The organism is Pseudonocardia halophobica (genome assembly GCF_027922425.1).
Taxonomy (GTDB): Bacteria; Actinomycetota; Actinomycetes; order Mycobacteriales; family Pseudonocardiaceae; genus Pseudonocardia; species Pseudonocardia halophobica.
Map to the genome: position 1 here is coordinate 1 of NZ_BSFQ01000008.1, position 14,645 is coordinate 14,645.

The following is a 14,645-nucleotide window of genomic DNA, read 5'->3' on the forward strand; positions in this document are numbered from 1 at the left end:
GCGCGGCGGGTCCAGGCCAGGGCGGCGCGGACTTCGTCGGACCAATCGCGTTCGCTCCAGCCGGGTTGGGTGGGGTCGTCGGTGCCGAGGGCGACCAGGGCCCGGTAGAACCCGGCCCGGGAGTGGCTGTGCTGGCGGTGCCAGGCCTCGACCACGGTGAGCCGGTCGGGCAGCGGCAGGGTGATCGGGTCGATCGCGGCGAGGGCAGCGGCGAGCGCGGGGCCGGGCGGGAGGTCCGCCAGGTCCTGGATCAGCTCGGCCTGCTGCACGCGTCGAACATACATTCGACCACCGACAAGATCGGGTCCTCTGCGGGCGTCTCGATGAACTTGTTGCCTCATCTGCGCAGATCGGTGAAGCAGTGGGCGTGGAGATGCCGGCGTGGTGGCGACCGGAGTACGCGACGTGCGGCCTCGGCTCAGAGAGTCGCGGTGCCGAAGCTGGTCTTGGCTGAGCTCGTCCGCATCGTCACGAATCGGCCTCCTCGGTCCGAGCGATGTGCCGCGGGCTCGTCAAGTGGGGCGGCAGCCCGCATACGCCAGGTCTACGACTGGTCGGCCGCCGAGCGGGGCCTGCCCGGCGTGCGCGACCTCCTGACCGACGGCAGCCCGTACTACGCCTGGCCCGCCGACGACCGCCGGCCCTGGTTCCCGAGACCGGGCGTCCTGGCCCGGGCGGGACGACGGGCCCTGCCCCCACCCTGAGGCCGGACAGGGCCGACTCCGCCGCTGAGGCCGGACGGGGTCGACCCCGTCCGGCCCGACCCTCAGCGGTAGTTCGTGAACTGCAGGGCGATGCCGAAGTCCTTGCTCTTCAGCAGCGCGATGACGGCCTGCAGGTCGTCCTTCTTCTTGCCCGAGACGCGCAGCTGGTCGCCCTGGATCTGGGCCTGCACGCCCTTCAGCTTCTCGTCGCGGATGGTCTTGCTGATCTCCTTGGCCTTGTCCGAGGCGATGCCCTGCAGGATCTTGCCGGTGACCTTGTAGATCTTGCCGGACGGCGCGGGCTCGCCCACCTCGAACGCCTTCAGCGAGATGTTCCGCTTGATCAGCTTCTCCTTGAAGACGTCGACCGCGGCCTTCAACCGCTCCTCGGTCCCGGACTCGAGGGTGATCGCCTCCTCACCGGCCCAGCTGATCGAGGTGTCGGTCCCCCGGAAGTCGAACCGCTGGGAGAGCTCCTTCGCGGCCTGGTTGAGGGCGTTGTCGACCTCCTGCCGATCGACCTTGCTCACCACGTCGAACGACGGGTCGGCCATGGGCTCCTCCTTGCTGGCGGCCCCCCTCGTGGGGGCCGGATCTCGCTGTCGTATCCTTCTCCCTGCACGTCGGCGAGGCCGACGGCACCCCGGCAGGTTGCCCGAGTGGCCAAAGGGAGCGGACTGTAAATCCGTCGGCTTAGCCTACGAAGGTTCGAATCCTTCACCTGCCACACCCTCGGGGTACGGCCCCTGACCAGCGGAGACGCGGGTCAGGGGCCGTTCTCGTATGCCGATGTCCTCCGACGGTCGATGACTCCCGCCCGCCGCCGCGGTCCTGTGTAGGCGACGCAGGGAGGCGATTCCGTGGCGGTGATCGAGGACGTCCGGTTGCTGGGCACCGAGCTGGAGCGCTCGTACCAGGTGTACGTGCGCGGCCGATTGAAGTTCCGCGTCAAGCAGATCGTCTACGTGGCGTTCTCCCTCGACGAGCGCGAGATGGGCTTCGCGTTCCCCAAGGAGGAGCGGGCGGCGCTCGTCGCGAGCGAGCCGCACAAGTTCCGGCTGCCGTCGGCGTCGGACATGCGCTTCAACTGGGTCCACGCCGACCTCGCGGCACTGGACGCGACCGAGGCCCGGGAGCTCGTCGTCGACGCGTGGCGGATGGTCGTGCCCAAGAAGGTCTCGCGGGCCTACGACCTCACCCATCCCGGCGGCCCGGGCTGACCCGGCCCGGGCACCGTGCTCACGCCTCCAGGCCCTCCTTGCGCAGGTACCAGACGTGCCAGGCGATCAGGCCGGCCAGCGCGGCGAACCACACGACCGTGGTGACCAGGGCGATCAGGTCGATCGGCAGGGTGTAGACGAGCACGACGTGCACCACCGCGTTCGCCAGCAGCACCGCCCCCCAGGCGGCCGTGTCGATGCGCAGCCCGCGCCGGAACCGCGCGTCGGTGTCCCAGCGGGCCGCCCAGGTGGCCGCGCCCTCGGCGCCGCGCTTGATCTCCGCGATCGTCCGGCCCAACGTCAGCTGGGCCGGCCTGCCGACGACGACCGACACCAGCATCCAGAGCCCGAACAGCCCGCCGAGGGCGGCGGTCCAGCCCTCGCGGATCGCGAGCGTGCGGGGGTCGTCCGACAGCAGGCCGAGCACGACGGACAGCACCAGGACGCTCAGCGTGACCAGCGCGACGAGGTCGATCCGGCGGTTGCGGACGACCGTCCACGCCACGTACGGGGCCGCCACGAGCACCCCGGCCATCAGCGCCCACCACTGGCTCACCCCCGCCGCGCGCAGCCCGTAGAAGAGCGCCATCGGCACGAGGACCTCGAACACCACGGTCAGCACGTTGGCCCGGACCACCCGGCGCAGGCCCGCGTCCGAGGCAGGCCTCCCCTCGACCGTCACGCCGATTCCCCTTCGGATGTGGTCGCGCGGACGTAGAGGTCGGCGAGCTCGCGGCCCAGGCGGGCGAGCTCCGCGGGGCCGGGCGGGTCGGCGGCCGCGGTGGCGACGACGGCGTCGAGCCCACTGGTGAGCGCGATCGTCACGGCCCGGACGTCGAAGGGGCGGAAGACGCCCGCCTCCTGCCCGGCGCGGAAGTGCTCCTCGAACACGGCCGGGCGGCCGCTGACGCCCGGGCTCGTCGCAGCGCCGTTCCGCACGATGTCGATCAACGCCCGGACGGCGGCGGGGTGCTCGCCGACGAGCGCGACGTTCGACTCGACGTAGGCCCGCAGCTGCGCGACGTGCCCGTCCGCGCCCTCGAGATAGGGCTCCATGAACGACCCGGTCACCCGCTCGATCTCCGCGACGCAGGCCGCGAGCAGGTCGTCCTTGCCCGCGAAGTGGTAGCTGATCATGCCGGTGCTCGACAGCCCGGCGTGCGTCGCGATCCGGCTGAACGACGCCTTGGCGTAGCCGACCTCGGCGATCACCTCGATCGCCGCCGTGACGATCTGGGCGCGCCGGCTCGTCTCCGTGAAGGTCCTTGCTCGCACGAGCAAAAATTAGCTCGGCCGAGCAAGTCGCGCAAGGGTGGGGCTACGGCAGGAGCACGAGCGTGCCCGTGCCGGCCGTCCGTTCCAGGAGCTCGTGGGCGCGGCGGGCCTCGACGAGCGGCAGCCGCTCCGCCACGACCGGGATGGATCTTGTCGGCGCGCAGAGCTCGAGCAGCGTGCGGACGTCCTCCCGGAACGCGTACGGATCGCGAGGATCCCGCCGCCGCGCGCCACGACGGGACGCGGCCCGGGATCGAGCCGGAGCTAGATGCCGAACGGCGCGGCGTACCTGACCGTCCCCGCCGGCAGGGGGTCGTCGGTGAGGGAGAGGGCCATGAGCGCCTCGTCCGGTACCTCGGCGGGGAGCCGGATGCCGTGGGTCGATGCCCGGCCGAAGCCGAAGCGCGGGTAGTAGTCCGGGTGCCCCAGCACGATCACGAACCGCTCGCCCCGCTCCCGCGCCGCCGCCAGCACCGCACGGACGGCGGCGGACCCGGCGCCCGACCGTTGGTGGACGGGCAGGACGGAACAGGGGGCGAGGCAGAGTGCCGGGACCTCGTCGACGTGACAGCGGGTCAGCAGGGCGTGCCCGACGATCTCCCCGTCCGGCGACTCGGTGACCACCGACAGCCCGTCGATCCATGCGGGATCGGTGCGGAGGGCGTCGACGAGGTCGGCCTCTCCGGGGGCGTCGAAGGCGGCCAGCACGACCCGTCGCACCGCGGGCGCGTCCTCGGGTGCCTCCGGCCGCGTGGTCCAGTGCATGCGGTGATCCTCCCAGCGGGGGCCACCGGATACCGTGCGGCCGTGCCTCCGAGGCTGCCCCTGACCGTCGTCGCCGCCCAACCGCCCTGCACCGCGCGGGACGTCGCGGCCAACGTCCGCGCCCACGCCGACACGGTCCGCCGGGCCGGCGCGCGGCTGGTCGTCTTCCCCGAGCTGTCGCTGACCGGCTACGAGCTCGACGCCCCCGCCCTCGATCCCGCCGATCCCCGGCTCGCGCCGCTGGTCGAGGCGTGCGCCGACAGCGGTGCCCTCGCCCTCGCCGGCGCCCCGCTGCCCCTCGGGGGCGGCGGCCGCTCGCTCGGTGTGCTGGCCGTCGACGGCGCGGGAGCGCGGATCGCCTACCGCAAGATGTGCCTGGGCGGGGCGGAGCCGGCGCACTTCACCGCCGGGGCCGGACCCGGCGTCGTCGAGGTCGACGGCTGGCGGCTCGGTCTCGCCGTCTGCCGGGACATGGGCGTGCCGGAGCAGGCCGCGCGCACGGCGTCGCTCGGCATGGACGCCTATGTGGCCGGTGCCGTGGACACCCCGGACGACGCCGCGGTGCAGGAGGAACGGGCCCGGCGGATCGGGCGCGACCACGGCGTCCCGGTCGTCGTGGCCAGCTTCGCGGGTCCCACCGGGGGTGGCTACGACCGCACCGCGGGCCGCTCCGGGATCTGGGCGGCGGACGGCACGGTGCTCGCGCGGTGCGGGTCCGGGCCGGGTGAGACCGCCCGCGCCGTGCTCGTCGCCTGACCGGCGGAGACGCGGCGGCCGGGCCGCCGTAACATCCGCGCGGTGGCGGAGTACAGGATCTCGGAGGTCGCGGGCCTGCTCGGGGTCAGCGACGACACGGTGCGCCGGTGGATCGACGCCGGCACGCTCCCGGTGCACCTCGACGCCTCGCGACGCAAGGTCGTCGACGGGGCCTCGCTGGCGGCGTTCACCCGGGAGCACGCGACGGCGGCGCCGGACCCGTCGGACGTGCACACCTCCGCCCGCAACCGCATGGTCGGCCTGGTGACCGAGGTTGTCACGGACAAGGTCATGGCCCAGGTCGAGATGCAGTGCGGGCCGCATCGGGTGGTGTCGCTGATGAGCCGGGAGGCGGTCGAGGAGCTCGGGCTGCAGCCCGGCTCGCTCGCCGTCGCGGTGATCAAGTCGACGAACGTCGTCGTCGAGACACCCCGACGCTGATCCCGATCACGACGGTGGCGTCGAGCTCCTCGGAGCGGGTCATCGCGGTGCCCATGCCGTGCACGACCATCGCCGCCGCGGTGCCCGGCGCCTGCCGCCGGGAGGTCTCGATCAGCAGGTACCCGCCCGGGCGCAGCCACCGGGGTGCGAGCGCGGCGATCCGCCGGTGCAGGTCGAGGCCGTCGGCGCCGCCGTCGAGGGCGGTGAGCGGCTCGTGGTCGCGGGCCTCGGGCGGCATCAGCGGGACCTCCGCCGTGGGCACGTAGGGCGCGTTGGCGAGCAGCAGGTCGACGCGTCCGCGCAGTTCGGCGGGCAGGGCGGCGTCGAGGTCGCCCTCGTGGACGTGCCCGCCGCGCGGTTCCAGGTTCCGGCGTGCGCAGCGCACCGCCGCGGGGTCGACGTCCGCGGCGTGCACCTCGGCCCCCGGCAGTTCCGCGGCCAGTGCGGTCGCCACCGCCCCCGACCCGCAGCAGAGGTCCACGACGACGGCGTCCCGAGGAGCCAGCGCCAGCCCCTGCTCCACGAGCAGCTCGGTCCGCCGGCGCGGCACGAAGACCTTCTCGTCGACGACGATCCGCAGCCCGCGGAACTCCGCCCACCCCACGACGTGCTCCAGCGGGACGCCCGCGACGCGCCGGGCCAGCATCGCCTCCAGCTCCTCCGCGGACCCCGCCGACGCCGCCAGGACCTCGGCCTCCTCCTCCGCGAACACGCACCCCGCGGCGCGCAGTGCCCCGACCAGGGCCTCGCTCGATCCCACGGAGGGGCATTATCACGGAATGATCCAGCTGGACGGCGCGGTCCTGCTCCCCGACGGCACCCCGGTCCGCGGCCGGGGCCGCCGTGACCCCCTGCCGGACGGGCCGCTGCCCGAGTTCTCCCTCTGCCTCGGCCGCCCCGGGCACGACGACGAGCCGGACTGGCCCGCGGCCTGGATCGTCTGGCCGGACTTCCGCGTGCCCCGCGACCGGGACGGCGCCACCGCCGCGATCGTCGACGCCTACGAGCGCGCCCGTTCGGGCGTGCGGGTGGAGGTCAGCTGCACGGGCGGGACCGGCCGCACGGGCACGGTGATCGCGTGCATGGCGGTGCTGGCCGGACATCCCGGCGCCGAGGCCGTGGCCTGGGCCCGGGCGCACTATCGGCCCCGGGCCGTCGAGACTCCCTGGCAGCGGCGGTGGGTCCGGGCGTTCGCCGAACGGGTGGCCCGGCGCGCGAGCTGAGGTGCTCACCGCGGACCGGCGGTGAGTCCGCGTTCAGCAGCACCGGGGAGTCGGGTCCGGCGCCGCCCGTAGTCCGAGGCCAGGCGGGTGCGGGCGGTGAACAGGTGCCGCGCCACCTCGGCGGTGATGCGGTCCGCGTCGGCGGAGCAGCGCCCGGCCCATTGGTCCTCCGGCAGCCCGCGGTAGGCCGAGGTGAGCTCCTCCAGCGCGCCGAGCAGGTCGGCGATCGCGGCGGACCGCGACTCGGCCTGAGCGACGGTCAGGTCGATGGTCATGCCGCCCAGGGTCGCGCGTGCAGGTGTCCGGCGTGGTCCCTCGACGTCACGAACCCGTGACCTCCGCCGCGCACCCGTCTCCGCGCGAGACGGCGAGGATCACCGCCGGGACCGCGCCCGGGTTGTGCACCGTGCGCAGGTTCAGCCCGGTGAACCACAGCACCGAGCCCGCGGCGAACCGCCGGCGCCCGCCCGCGTGGCAGCGCAGTTCGATCTCCCCGGCCTCGAGGACGACGAGTACGCCGCGCCACTCCGCCTCCACGTGCGGTCGCGACTCGCCCGGGGCGATCTCGATCCGCCGCCGGCCGAAGCGGCGGCCGGGTGACTGCGTCGCACCGCCTCTGCCACCCATGCCGCCTCCCCCCCACGACTCACGCGGGCCGGTCGCTCCCGGTCCGTCGTGGGGTGGACCGCAGTGCGTCCCGGAAATCATCGGGGGCGGCCGGATCGTCCGGAACGCCGCTGCGCTGGTGGGCGAGGACGAGCCCGGGGTCGACCGTCCGCAGCACGGCCGCGGCGGCGTCGTGGCCGAGCCGGGAGGCGAGCTCGACGCGCGGGACGTCGATCGTCAGGCCGCGGATGCCTGCCGACCGCTCCGGTGAGATGGCGAACAGGTGGCTGCCGGACCGGCCGGGGTGGGCGGCGTCGGAGAGCAGGTCGAGGCTGTCCGCGTGCCGCCGGACGTCCTGGGTCATCGCGCCGAGCCCGGGGGCGAGCAGGTCGATCGACCGCGCCCACCACGGCGTGCGGCCGGTCGGGTCGGAGCGGCGCAGCTCGGGGACGGTGCGGGTGAGCAGGACCAGGACGTGCGTGGCCCCGTCCCGCAGGGCCCGCGCCACCGGCAGCGGGTCGCCGATCGAGCCGTCGATCCAGCGCCGCCCGTGCAGCTCGACCGGCGGCCCGGTGAGCAGCGGGATCGCCGCCGTCGCGCGCATGGCCAGCCGCCAGTCCGCGGCGGTGGTGAGCCCGCCGAGGGCATGCGGCGTCATGTCGTCCGCGTCGGTGACCAGGACCCGCAGCGGGGCTGGGCTGTCCCGCAGCGCCTCCCAGTCGGTGGGCTTGCTGTGCACCAGGATCTCGTCGATCAGGTGGTCGAGCGAGACCATCGGCCGGCGCGTGCGGAGCCGGCGCGGGTCGACGAAGGCGCGGGTGGCCATGTCGTCGGGGAAGATCCGGGAGGCCTCGTAGCCGTGCCCGAGCAGCAGCGCGGTGGCCACGAAGGCGCCGGCGGAGCTGCCGTAGGCCACGTCGAAGGCCGGGGCCAGTCCCGCCTGCTCGAGGGCCCACACCATGCCGCCCGCGTAGGCCCCGCGCATCCCGCCGCCGCCGACGACGAGGGCGATCCGGTGCCCGTCCGTCCGGGCGCCGGGGCGGCTGCCGGAGTCCCGGCGGCGGAACAGGGCGTGCAGGACCTCGGCGTCGCCCTGGAGATCCCCTTCGGGCAGGTCCCCCATGACCCTCATCATGACCCGGTGGGAGCGCCGCGGTCAGGATGACCGGATGAACGTCACCGACGACGGCCCGGTGCGCCGGATCACCCTCGACCGGCCCGAGGCGCGCAACGCCCTGACCGCGGGCGACGTCCGCGACCTGCACGCCGCCCTCGACCTCGGCCCGGACAGCCGGGCCGTCGTGGTCGACGCCGCCGGTCCCGTGTTCTCCGCCGGCATGCACGTCGACGAGTTCCTGGCCCTCTCCTCGGTCGCCGACGCGGAGGCCTTCATCGCGCGGCTGCGCGACCTGCTGCGGGCGGTCCGGACGGCGCCGGTGCCGGTGCTCGTGGCCGTCGACGGGCCGTGCATCGGCGCGGCGTTCGAGCTCGCCCTGGCCGCCGACCTCCGGGTGGCGACCACGCGGGCGGCGTTCGGGCTGCCGGAGGTGAAGCTGGGCATCCCCTCGGTGGTCGACGCGGCGCTGCTGCAGCAGCACGTCGGGCTGGCGTTGGCCAAGGAGATCGTGCTGACCGGGGACCTCTACCCGGTCGAGCGGCTCGGCACGCTGTGCAACGCGGTCGTCGAGCCGTCCGGGCTGGCCGGTGCCGTCGAGGAGCTGCTCGCCAAGGTCCGCGGGCACACCCGCACGGTGCTCGCGGCACAGAAGCGCCTGTTCGAGACGTGGCAGAACACCGGGCTGGCCGAGGGCGCCGACCGGAGCGTGCAGGAGTTCGCCGGCGTCTTCGCGGAGGAGGAGACGCGGGAGGTGCTCGCGGCCTACCGGGCCCGGCTCGGCCGGCGGGGAGCCTCCCGCGACGGCTCAGGCAGGCGTACCGACGGCTGAGGCAGGCGTATCGACGTGCCGGGGAGACGAAGACGGCGGCGGGTTTCGTACCCCCGGCACGAAGGTCGATCGCGTGACCGATGTCACGGTGCAGGGGACACCCCGAGCCCGTCCGCATCGGACCCAGGAGGCAGCGTTGCCCGTCCACCCCGAAGCCCAGACCCTGCTCGACGCCCTCGCCGAGCAAGGCATGCCGCCGTTCCCGCAGATGACGGTGCCGATGGCCCGCGCCGCGGCGAAGGGCTTCCTCGACCTGCAGGGCGAGCCGGAGTCGATCGCGGTCGACGAGCGCCGCATCACGGGGCCCGCGAGCCAGATCCCGGTCCGGATCTACACCCCCGACGGTGACGGCCCCAAGCCGCTGGTCGTGTACTTCCACGGCGGCGGCTGGGTGATCGGCGACCTGGACATCGTCGACCGCCCGCTGCGCAGCATCGCCAACCGCAGCGGCGCCGTGATCGTGTCCGTCGACTACCGGCTGGCGCCCGAGCACGTCGCGCCCGCCGCGTTCGACGACTGCTACGCGGCCACCGTGTGGGCCGCCGAGAACGCCGCGGAGCTCGGCGCCGACCCGGACCGGCTGATCGTCGCCGGCGACTCCGCGGGCGGGCACCTGGCCGCGTCCGTCGCCCAGGCCGCGAAGGACCGCGGCGGCCCCGCGATCGCCGCGCAGCTGCTGCTCTACCCGGTGACCGACTTCGACTTCTCGACGCCGTCGTACGAGGAGAACGCCGACGGCTACCTGCTCACCCGCGGCGCGATGGAGTGGTTCTGGGCGCACTACCTGGGCGCGCAGAGCGACGACCTCGACTACCTGTGCCCCGGCCGCCGAGAGGACGTCTCCGGCCTGCCGCCGGCCTACGTCGCGACGTCGGAGTTCGACCCGCTGCGCGACGAGGGCGAGAACTACGCCCGCAAGCTCGAGGCCGCCGGCGTGCCCGTCACCCTGAAGCGGTTCGACGGCATGCTGCACGACTTCCTGTGGACCCTCGGCGCCACGCCGTCGGGTGCCGGGATCATCGACGAGATCGCCGACGCGGTGCGGAAGGCCGGCGCGTGACGCAGCGGGTCGAGGTCGCCGTCCTGGGAGCGGGACTCGGCGGCCTCGGGATGGCCGAGCGGCTGCTGCAGTCCGGCGAGGAGTCGTTCGTGCTGCTCGAGAAGGCGGGCGACTGGGGCGGCACCTGGCGGGACAACACCTACCCCGGCGCCTCCTGCGACGTGCAGTCGCACCTGTACTGGTTCTCCTTCGACGAGCAGCCGGACTGGAGCCGGGTGTTCGCGTTCCAGCCGGAGATCAAGGCGCACATCGACCGCCTCGTGAACCGGCTCGGCCTCGCGCCGCGCATCCGGCTCAACACCGAGGTGACGGCGGCGCACTGGGACGAGGCCGAGGGCGTCTGGCGGATCGCGGTGTCCGAGGGCGAGGACGTCGTCGCCCGGGCCCTGGTCACGGCGTGGGGCCAGCTCAACCGGCCCACCTTCCGCGACATCGCCGGCCGGGAGACCTTCCGCGGCGAGTCGTGGCACTCGGCGCGCTGGAACCACGACGTCGACCTGCGGGGCAAGCGCGTCGCGTGCATCGGCAACGGGGCCAGCGCGGCGCAGCTCATCCCCGAGGTGGCCGAGGTCGCCGGCGAGCTGCTCGTGTTCCAGCGGACGCCGAACTACGTGGTGCCCCGCGAGGACCGCCCGTACGACCCGGAGGAGCGCGCACGGTACCGGCAGCGGGAGTTCCTGCAGGAGAGCCGCGACGGCTTCTACTGGGAGCACGAGGGCTGGATGGGGGCGATGAAGCAGGGCACGGACGTGGCCGCCGAGTTCACCGCCGCCGCCCGCGCCCACCTCGAGGCCCAGGTCCCGGACGAGGAGCTGCGCGCCAAGCTCTGGCCGGACTACCCGATCGGCTGCAAGCGGATCATCATCGCGGACACCTTCTACCCGGCGCTGGTGCGCGACAACGTGCAGCTGGTGACCGAGAAGCTCGAGGGCGTGGAGCCCGAGGGCGTGCGGACCGCCGACGGCGTGCTGCACGAGGTGGACGTGATCGTCTACGCCACCGGGTTCGAGACGCTGTCCTTCAACTGCGCGCTCGACGTCCGCGGCCGCGACGGCCTGCAGCTCGCGGAGGCCTGGCGGGACGGCCCGCAGGCCTACCTCGGGATCACCGTCACCGGCTTCCCGAACCTGTTCATGCTCTACGGCCCGAACACGAACCTCGGCCACAACTCGATCATCGCGATGCTCGAGTGCCAGTTCGAGTACGTGCTGCAGGGCCTGGCCGTGGGGAAGGAGAAGGGCGCGGCACTCGCGGTCCGGGCCGAGGCGCAGGACGCGTACAACGCCGAGCTGCAGCGCGAGCTGCGGGACAGCTCCTTCGCGGGCAGCTGCAACAGCTGGTACAAGACGGCCGACGGACGGATCACCAACAACTGGAAGGGCAGCGTGGAGGACTACCGGGCGGCCACCCGGGAGCTCGACGTGGCGGACTACGACCTCGTGCCCACCCCCTGACCAGGGCACTCCGCACCGACCTCCGGCCGGGTGCGACGCGGGCAACGGCGCCGGCGTCGCACCCGGCCGGGCTCGTCCGTGCGGAGACTTGTCAAACGTTCGGCAGAACGTACTGTGTGGGGGTGCCGCCATCGTCGACGGACGTCTCCCCGGCCGGTCTCGCCCAGGTGGGCGGCTGCGTCCGGGCGATCGCCGTCGCCCTGGGCCGGCGGGTCGTCGAGATCGCGCTCGACCTCCGCCAGCTGATGGCCACCGAGATCGCCGAGCTCGACGGCGACCCCCGGATCGTCGAGCTGCTCGGCGCCTCCGTCGAGGGCAACGTCGAGACGATCCTGCACATGCTGGCGCACGAGATCCCGGCCGAGCGGATGGAACCGCCGTCGGCCGCCTTCGAGTACGCCCGCCGGCTCGCCCAGCGCGGGGTCCCGGTCAACGCCCTGCTCCGCGCCTACCGGGTGGGCCACGACCGGCTGCTGCGCTGGATGTTCGCCGAGCTCGACCGGCGCCGGGAGGACCCGGTGGTGGCGCTCGGCGTCGCGCGGCGGATGGTCGGCGACACCTTCGGCTACGTCGACTGGATCTGCCAGCAGGTCGCCGAGGTCTACGAGGAGGAGCGCGAGCGCTGGCTCGCCAACCGGGACACGCTGCGGGCGGGCCGGGTCCGGGCCCTGCTCGACGGCGACGGCCCGGCCGACCTCGACGCCCTCGAGACCACCCTGGGCTACGGGCTTCGCGGGCGGCACCTCGCGCTGGTCGCCTGGTCCGGCGAGGGGGAGGGCGCGGCCGTCGTCCGGCTCGTCGGGACGCTGGCCGACCGGACCGGCTGCCGCGGCCGCCCGCTCTGCGTGGCCTACGACCATGCGACGACCTGGGCCTGGCTGCCGCTCGGCCGGGACTCCTCGGTGGGGGACCTGACCAAGGCGGTCGAGGCGCTCGTCGAGGAGAACGGGCAGGCCGTGCGGATCGCCGTCGGCGAACCCGGGACCGGGGTGGCCGGGTTCCGGGAGAGCCACCGCCAGGCCGTCCGCGCGCAGACCGTGGCCCTCGCCGCGGGCGACGACGCCCGGACGATCACGACCTTCGCCGACGTCGGCGCCGTCGCCCTGCTCTGCGCGGATCTCGACGCCGCGCGCATCTGGGTGGCGGACACCCTCGGCGGTCTCGCCGCCGACGACCCGCAGCGCGCCCGGCTGCGCGAGACCCTGCGCGTGTTCCTCGCGGCGGGCGGCAGCTACACCACGGCGGCCGATCACCTGACCATGCACAAGAACTCGGTGCGCTACCGGGTGAGCCGGGCCGAACGGGAGCGCGGGCGGCCGCTGACCGAGGGCCGGATCGATCTCGAGCTGGCGCTGCTGGCCTGCCGCTGGCTCGGCCGCGCGGTGCTCACACCCGCCCGGTGATCGTGGGTAGTGTCTCTGGTCGTGAGCGCTCTGAAGACCGAGGTCGAGCCGGACGAGGTCGGGCTCGACGCGCAGCGGCTGGACCGCATCGAGTCGCACTTCGCGAAGTACGTCGACGCCGGCAAGCTCGCCGGCTGGTCCGTCGCCGTCGCCCGCCGCGGGAAGGTCGCGTACGTCGCGCACCACGGCCTGCGGGACGTCGAGGCCGGGCTCCCCGTCACCGACGACACGATCTGGCGCATCTACTCGATGACCAAGCCGATCACCTCCGTCGCCGCGCTGATGCTGTGGGAGGAGGGGGCGCTCGAGCTCACCGACCCGGTCTCGCGTTACATCCCGTCCTTCGCCGACACCCGCGTCTACCGCTCCGGCTCCGCGCTCAACCCCGGCACCGAGCCCGTGGTCGAGCCGGTCCGGGTCCACCACCTGCTCACCCACACGTCCGGGCTCACCTACGGCTTCCACCACGCCCACCCCGTCGACGAGATGTACCGCGGCAAGGGCCACGAGTTCGGCGCCCCGCGCGGGCACGACCTCGCCACCGCCTGCGACACCTGGGCGAGCCTGCCGCTGCTGTTCCAGCCGGGCAGCGAGTGGAACTACGGCGTCTCGACGGACGTGCTCGGCCGGGTCGTCGAGGTCGCCTCCGGCATGTCGCTCGACGCCTTCTTCCGCGAGCGGATCCTCGACCCGCTCGGCATGACCGACACCGGCTTCCACGTCTCCGGCGAGGAGGACCTGGCGCGGCTCGCCACGCTGTACGTGCCGAAGCCCGGCGGCGGGCTGGTCCGCAGCGGGGCGATGGCCGAGGCGATCACCCGCGAGCCGACCTTCCTGTCCGGCGGGGGCGGGCTGGCGTCGACGCTGCACGACTACCACCGCTTCACCCAGATGCTCGCGCGCGGCGGCGAGCTCGACGGCGTGCGCCTGCTCGGCCCGCGCACCCTCGCCTACGCCACGCGCAACCATCTGCCCGGCGGCGCGGACCTGGAGACCGTCGGCCGGCCGATCTTCGCGGAGTCCACCTACCAGGGGACGGGCTTCGGGCTGGGGTTCTCGGTCGTCGTCGACCCGGCGGCGGGCAAGCAGCTGCAGGGGCTCGGGGAGTACGGCTGGGGCGGGCTGGCCAGCACGGCCTTCTACATCGACCCGGTCGAGGAGCTCTCGGTGGTCTTCATGACCCAGCTGATGCCCTCGAGCACCTACCCGATCCGCCCGCAGCTGCGGGTGCTGGTGTCGCAGGCGGTGGTCTCGTGAGCGAGCTCGCGAGCTCATCGTTCCCCACCGCAGCGCCGCGAACGCGACCGACGAGCGCCGGCGAGAAGGGGTCATGAGCTGGGTGGACGAGCGCGAGGGCTCGTGGGTCCTCGCGTTCGTCATCCGGGTGGTCGTGGTCGCGATCGCGCTGTGGGTCGCCACCTGGCTGGTCGACGGCATCGAGCTCGGCGGGACCACCACGGGAGCCCGGGTGGGCACCCTGGTCGTGGTCGCGCTGATCTTCGGCCTGGTCAACGCCTTCCTCAAGCCCGTGATCAAGATCCTCAGCTGCCCGCTGTACATCCTCACGCTCGGGCTGTTCGGCCTGGTGATCAACGCCCTGCTGTTCTGGCTGGTCGGCTCGTTCGCCTCGCGGATCGGCCTGCCGTTCGTGGTCGACGGCTTCTGGCCGGGCTTCTGGGGCGCCATCGTCGTCGCGATCGTCGGCTTCGTCCTGCACCTGCTGATCCCGGACCGCTTCGACCAGCGCTGACGTGCGGGGTGAGTGGTGCCGGAGCACCGCTCACCGCGCACG

The 14,645-nt window shown here is 73.7% G+C and carries 20 protein-coding genes and 1 tRNA gene; 12 read left to right on the forward strand and 9 right to left on the reverse strand.

Annotated features, from left to right (window positions below; genetic code table 11):
• Positions 1 to 269, reverse strand: a 269-nt coding sequence (locus PKE99_RS11705) for a hypothetical protein (RefSeq protein ID WP_271214875.1), incomplete at its 3' end; no start/stop codon positions are given.
• A gap of 312 nt (positions 270 to 581) precedes the next feature.
• Here PKE99_RS11705 and PKE99_RS11710 point away from each other — a divergent pair.
• On the forward strand, positions 582 to 704 hold the full coding sequence (locus tag PKE99_RS11710) for a hypothetical protein (RefSeq protein ID WP_269322992.1): 123 nt from the start codon (positions 582 to 584) through the stop codon (positions 702 to 704).
• Between the two features lie 62 nt (positions 705 to 766).
• Here PKE99_RS11710 and PKE99_RS11715 read toward each other — a convergent pair whose 3' ends face one another.
• The gene (locus PKE99_RS11715) at positions 767 to 1,258 is read right to left on the reverse strand and encodes a YajQ family cyclic di-GMP-binding protein (protein WP_037046008.1); all 492 of its coding nucleotides are present in this window, start codon (positions 1,256 to 1,258) and stop codon (positions 767 to 769) included.
• A 91-nt stretch (positions 1,259 to 1,349) separates the two neighbouring features.
• Between PKE99_RS11715 and PKE99_RS11720 the strand changes: the two genes are divergently transcribed.
• Both PKE99_RS11720 and PKE99_RS11725 read left to right on the forward strand, forming a co-directional pair.
• A tRNA-Tyr gene (locus PKE99_RS11720) sits at positions 1,350 to 1,431 on the forward strand.
• A gap of 133 nt (positions 1,432 to 1,564) precedes the next feature.
• A complete protein-coding gene (locus tag PKE99_RS11725) occupies positions 1,565 to 1,924 on the forward strand; it encodes an MmcQ/YjbR family DNA-binding protein (RefSeq protein ID WP_037046010.1) in 360 nt (119 codons plus the stop codon).
• Between the two features lie 19 nt (positions 1,925 to 1,943).
• Here PKE99_RS11725 and PKE99_RS11730 read toward each other — a convergent pair whose 3' ends face one another.
• The 3 genes from PKE99_RS11730 to PKE99_RS11740 form a co-directional block, all read right to left on the reverse strand.
• On the reverse strand, positions 1,944 to 2,606 hold the full coding sequence (locus PKE99_RS11730; protein ID WP_037046011.1) for a VC0807 family protein: 663 nt from the start codon (positions 2,604 to 2,606) through the stop codon (positions 1,944 to 1,946).
• A complete protein-coding gene (locus tag PKE99_RS11735) occupies positions 2,603 to 3,199 on the reverse strand; it encodes a TetR/AcrR family transcriptional regulator (RefSeq protein WP_197040647.1) in 597 nt (198 codons plus the stop codon). Before PKE99_RS11735 ends, PKE99_RS11730 begins: the two co-directional genes overlap by 4 nt.
• A 264-nt stretch (positions 3,200 to 3,463) precedes the next feature.
• Positions 3,464 to 3,964, reverse strand: coding sequence for a GNAT family N-acetyltransferase (locus tag PKE99_RS11740; protein ID WP_037046014.1), 501 nt, complete (start codon positions 3,962 to 3,964; stop codon positions 3,464 to 3,466).
• A gap of 42 nt (positions 3,965 to 4,006) precedes the next feature.
• On the opposite strand from PKE99_RS11740, the gene PKE99_RS11745 reads away from it, so the two are divergent.
• Both PKE99_RS11745 and PKE99_RS11750 read left to right on the forward strand, forming a co-directional pair.
• The gene (locus tag PKE99_RS11745; RefSeq protein ID WP_051737474.1) at positions 4,007 to 4,720 is read left to right on the forward strand and encodes a carbon-nitrogen hydrolase family protein; all 714 of its coding nucleotides are present in this window, start codon (positions 4,007 to 4,009) and stop codon (positions 4,718 to 4,720) included.
• Positions 4,721 to 4,762: 42 nt separating this feature from the next.
• The gene (locus tag PKE99_RS11750; protein WP_037046016.1) at positions 4,763 to 5,161 is read left to right on the forward strand and encodes a TOBE domain-containing protein; all 399 of its coding nucleotides are present in this window, start codon (positions 4,763 to 4,765) and stop codon (positions 5,159 to 5,161) included.
• Here PKE99_RS11750 and PKE99_RS11755 read toward each other — a convergent pair.
• The gene (locus tag PKE99_RS11755) at positions 5,121 to 5,921 is read right to left on the reverse strand and encodes a putative protein N(5)-glutamine methyltransferase (protein ID WP_037046018.1); all 801 of its coding nucleotides are present in this window, start codon (positions 5,919 to 5,921) and stop codon (positions 5,121 to 5,123) included. The genes PKE99_RS11750 and PKE99_RS11755 overlap by 41 nt on opposite strands.
• Positions 5,922 to 5,940: 19 nt before the next feature.
• On the opposite strand from PKE99_RS11755, the gene PKE99_RS11760 reads away from it, so the two are divergent.
• Positions 5,941 to 6,384: a protein-tyrosine phosphatase family protein gene (locus PKE99_RS11760; RefSeq protein WP_037046019.1), complete on the forward strand. Its 444-nt coding sequence runs from the start codon at positions 5,941 to 5,943 to the stop codon at positions 6,382 to 6,384.
• Between the two features lie 5 nt (positions 6,385 to 6,389).
• Here the strand turns inward: PKE99_RS11760 and PKE99_RS11765 are convergent, their stop codons facing one another.
• From PKE99_RS11765 to PKE99_RS11775, 3 genes are read right to left on the reverse strand one after another with little or no spacing between them, the layout of a single operon-like run.
• Positions 6,390 to 6,659 (reverse strand): hypothetical protein, encoded by a 270-nt coding sequence (locus tag PKE99_RS11765; protein WP_037046021.1) that lies wholly within the window; start codon positions 6,657 to 6,659, stop codon positions 6,390 to 6,392.
• Positions 6,660 to 6,705: 46 nt separating this feature from the next.
• Positions 6,706 to 7,011 carry a cupin domain-containing protein gene (locus tag PKE99_RS11770; protein WP_037046023.1) on the reverse strand — a complete coding sequence of 102 codons (306 nt, stop codon included), beginning with the start codon at positions 7,009 to 7,011 and terminating at the stop codon, positions 6,706 to 6,708.
• Positions 7,012 to 7,030: 19 nt separating this feature from the next.
• On the reverse strand, positions 7,031 to 8,113 hold the full coding sequence (locus PKE99_RS11775) for a patatin-like phospholipase family protein (RefSeq protein ID WP_081924159.1): 1,083 nt from the start codon (positions 8,111 to 8,113) through the stop codon (positions 7,031 to 7,033).
• 46 nt (positions 8,114 to 8,159) lie between these two features.
• Between PKE99_RS11775 and PKE99_RS11780 the strand changes: the two genes are divergently transcribed.
• The 6 genes from PKE99_RS11780 (at position 8,160) to PKE99_RS11805 (ending at position 14,603) form a co-directional block, all read left to right on the forward strand.
• Positions 8,160 to 8,936 carry an enoyl-CoA hydratase/isomerase family protein gene (locus PKE99_RS11780; protein WP_063739763.1) on the forward strand — a complete coding sequence of 259 codons (777 nt, stop codon included), beginning with the start codon at positions 8,160 to 8,162 and terminating at the stop codon, positions 8,934 to 8,936.
• 136 nt (positions 8,937 to 9,072) lie between these two features.
• Entirely contained in the window at positions 9,073 to 9,996 is a 924-nt protein-coding gene (gene lipP1 / locus PKE99_RS11785) for a LipP1 family hormone-sensitive lipase (RefSeq protein ID WP_037046024.1), read from the forward strand.
• A complete protein-coding gene (locus tag PKE99_RS11790; RefSeq protein ID WP_037046026.1) occupies positions 9,993 to 11,450 on the forward strand; it encodes a flavin-containing monooxygenase in 1,458 nt (485 codons plus the stop codon). Before lipP1 ends, PKE99_RS11790 begins: the two co-directional genes overlap by 4 nt.
• Before the next feature lie 122 nt (positions 11,451 to 11,572).
• Positions 11,573 to 12,853: a PucR family transcriptional regulator gene (locus PKE99_RS11795; protein ID WP_156067621.1), complete on the forward strand. Its 1,281-nt coding sequence runs from the start codon at positions 11,573 to 11,575 to the stop codon at positions 12,851 to 12,853.
• Positions 12,854 to 12,874: 21 nt separating this feature from the next.
• Positions 12,875 to 14,110 (forward strand): serine hydrolase domain-containing protein, encoded by a 1,236-nt coding sequence (locus PKE99_RS11800; RefSeq protein WP_037046031.1) that lies wholly within the window; start codon positions 12,875 to 12,877, stop codon positions 14,108 to 14,110.
• A 73-nt stretch (positions 14,111 to 14,183) separates the two neighbouring features.
• Positions 14,184 to 14,603 (forward strand): phage holin family protein, encoded by a 420-nt coding sequence (locus tag PKE99_RS11805; RefSeq protein WP_051737476.1) that lies wholly within the window; start codon positions 14,184 to 14,186, stop codon positions 14,601 to 14,603.
• The last annotated feature ends 42 nt before the right edge of the window (positions 14,604 to 14,645 follow it).

Coding starts and splice junctions, on each gene's coding strand:
- PKE99_RS11715 (WP_037046008.1), bottom strand. CDS start 1,258: ATGGCCGACCCGTCGTTCGACGTGGTGAGCAAGGTCGATCGGCAGGAG.
- PKE99_RS11740 (WP_037046014.1), bottom strand. CDS start 3,964: ATGCACTGGACCACGCGGCCGGAGGCACCCGAGGACGCGCCCGCGGTG.
- PKE99_RS11760 (WP_037046019.1), top strand. CDS start 5,941: ATGATCCAGCTGGACGGCGCGGTCCTGCTCCCCGACGGCACCCCGGTC.
- PKE99_RS11765 (WP_037046021.1), bottom strand. CDS start 6,659: ATGACCATCGACCTGACCGTCGCTCAGGCCGAGTCGCGGTCCGCCGCG.
- PKE99_RS11770 (WP_037046023.1), bottom strand. CDS start 7,011: ATGGGTGGCAGAGGCGGTGCGACGCAGTCACCCGGCCGCCGCTTCGGC.
- PKE99_RS11775 (WP_081924159.1), bottom strand. CDS start 8,113: ATGGGGGACCTGCCCGAAGGGGATCTCCAGGGCGACGCCGAGGTCCTG.
- PKE99_RS11780 (WP_063739763.1), top strand. CDS start 8,160: ATGAACGTCACCGACGACGGCCCGGTGCGCCGGATCACCCTCGACCGG.
- PKE99_RS11805 (WP_051737476.1), top strand. CDS start 14,184: ATGAGCTGGGTGGACGAGCGCGAGGGCTCGTGGGTCCTCGCGTTCGTC.